This window comes from Anaerococcus sp. mt242 (genome assembly GCF_016798225.1).
GTDB lineage: Bacteria > Bacillota > Clostridia > Tissierellales > Peptoniphilaceae > Anaerococcus.
The window spans coordinates 1-1482 of sequence record NZ_JAEUYX010000038.1 but is presented as its reverse complement, the minus strand read 5'-3'; the positions used below and the strand labels follow the sequence as shown (position 1 = coordinate 1482).

At 31.6% G+C, this 1482-nt stretch carries 2 protein-coding genes; both read right to left on the bottom strand.

Features of this window, described 5'->3' with window-relative positions; all coding sequences use genetic code 11:
- Positions 1-39: 39 nt before the first annotated feature.
- Entirely contained in the window at positions 40-963 is a 924-nt protein-coding gene (locus JNO63_RS08570) for an IS3 family transposase (RefSeq protein WP_338014988.1), read from the bottom strand.
- Positions 897-1436 carry a helix-turn-helix domain-containing protein gene (locus tag JNO63_RS08565; RefSeq protein WP_203128516.1) on the bottom strand — a complete coding sequence of 180 codons (540 nt, stop codon included), beginning with the start codon at positions 1434-1436 and terminating at the stop codon, positions 897-899. Before JNO63_RS08565 ends, JNO63_RS08570 begins: the two co-directional genes overlap by 67 nt.
- Between the last annotated feature and the right edge of the window lie 46 nt (positions 1437-1482).

Below are 1482 nucleotides of genomic sequence, written 5' to 3'. Positions count from 1 at the left end.
TGAGCTGAACCCATAAACACGGAATAACTTAATAATATTTTAAGCGGAATGTAATCTGTAATCAACAGGTGACATTTCGTTTAATTTTGTCTTAATCCTGTCTTCGTTGTACCATTTGATATATAATTCTATTTCTTTTCTTAATTGATCATAACTTGTAAATTCTACACCATAGTACATTTCTTGTTTTAGTATACCAAAGAAGTTTTCCATCGGAGAATTGTCTAGACAATTCCCTTTTCTTGACATACTTTGTATTATATTTAGTTTTCTTAGTTTACTAGACCATGAACTATGTTGGTAATGGAATCCTTGGTCTGAGTGTATTACTAAATTGTCTTTAGAACTAATACCTTTTATTGCTTTGTCTAACATTGAGTTGGTCAGTTTAATTGTTGGGTGATGACTTAGTGTATAGCTAATTATCTCGCTGTTATATGCATCTAGTATTGGTGATAGGTAGAGTCTATCTTCATGACCTTTAATTCTAAATTCAGTTATATCTGTTAACCATAGCCTATTAGGTCTACTGGCTTTAAAGTTACGATTAACTACGTTAGAAGCTATTTTACCTACTTGACCCTTGTATGATGAGTATTTTCTTGACCTAGTTTTAAATTTAGTGCATAAGAGTCCTTCTTGTTTCATGATTCTAAGAACTCTTTTATGATTTATTATTAAGCCTTTGTTTCTTAGAACTGTACTTACTCTTCTGTAGCCATACCTACCCTTTGTTGATTTAACTATTGATTTTATTTCTTCTCTGAGTTCTTTATCTTTGTCTTCTGGATTTTCTAATTTAATTTTCCACTCATAGTATGAAGATTTTGGAAGCTTAGCTACTTTTATCCATTCACTTGCTTTTGTTTCAGGATGTTCTTTAAGAAGATGAAGTATTATCTTTGTTTTTTCCTTGCTTCTGCTTCCTCTTCTAGTAGCAAGGCTTGAAACTTTTTTTCGAATAGTATTTGCATCTTTAGATATTTATTTTCTTCTCTAAGTCTTATTAGTTCTTCTCTTTCAGACTCAACTATTGGTTTTTCGTTCTTTGATTTCTTTTCTGATTTAGACATATCTTTCTTAGGCCTTCCTCTGTTATCTTCTAAGCCAGATAAACCACGTTCTCGATATGCTTTCTCCCGGTTACATATTACTGATCCATTAGTGATATCAAAGTGCTCTGCGGTTTGCCTGTATGAGATATTATTGATTTGTCTATATTGTATTACAGATAGTTTAAATTCACTAGTGAATTTATTCTTAGTTTGTTTTTTAGCTAAGTTACCAAAGCCTCCTGAGTTATATTTGTTAATCCAATTTTCTAGAGTGCTATCAGGTATATTGTATTTATTTGCTACTTCAGGTCGTCCACCTGTTTGACCTGATAAGTACTCCAGAACTAATTTAATTTTAAATTCTTTTGTATATTTTGGCATGAAAAAAACCCCTCAATCCATATTCCGGATTTTGGGGTTCAGCTCA

Excerpts from the sequence above, each read along its gene's own strand:
- JNO63_RS08565 (WP_203128516.1), bottom strand. The coding sequence starts at position 1,436 with ATGCCAAAATATACAAAAGAATTTAAAATTAAATTAGTTCTGGAGTAC.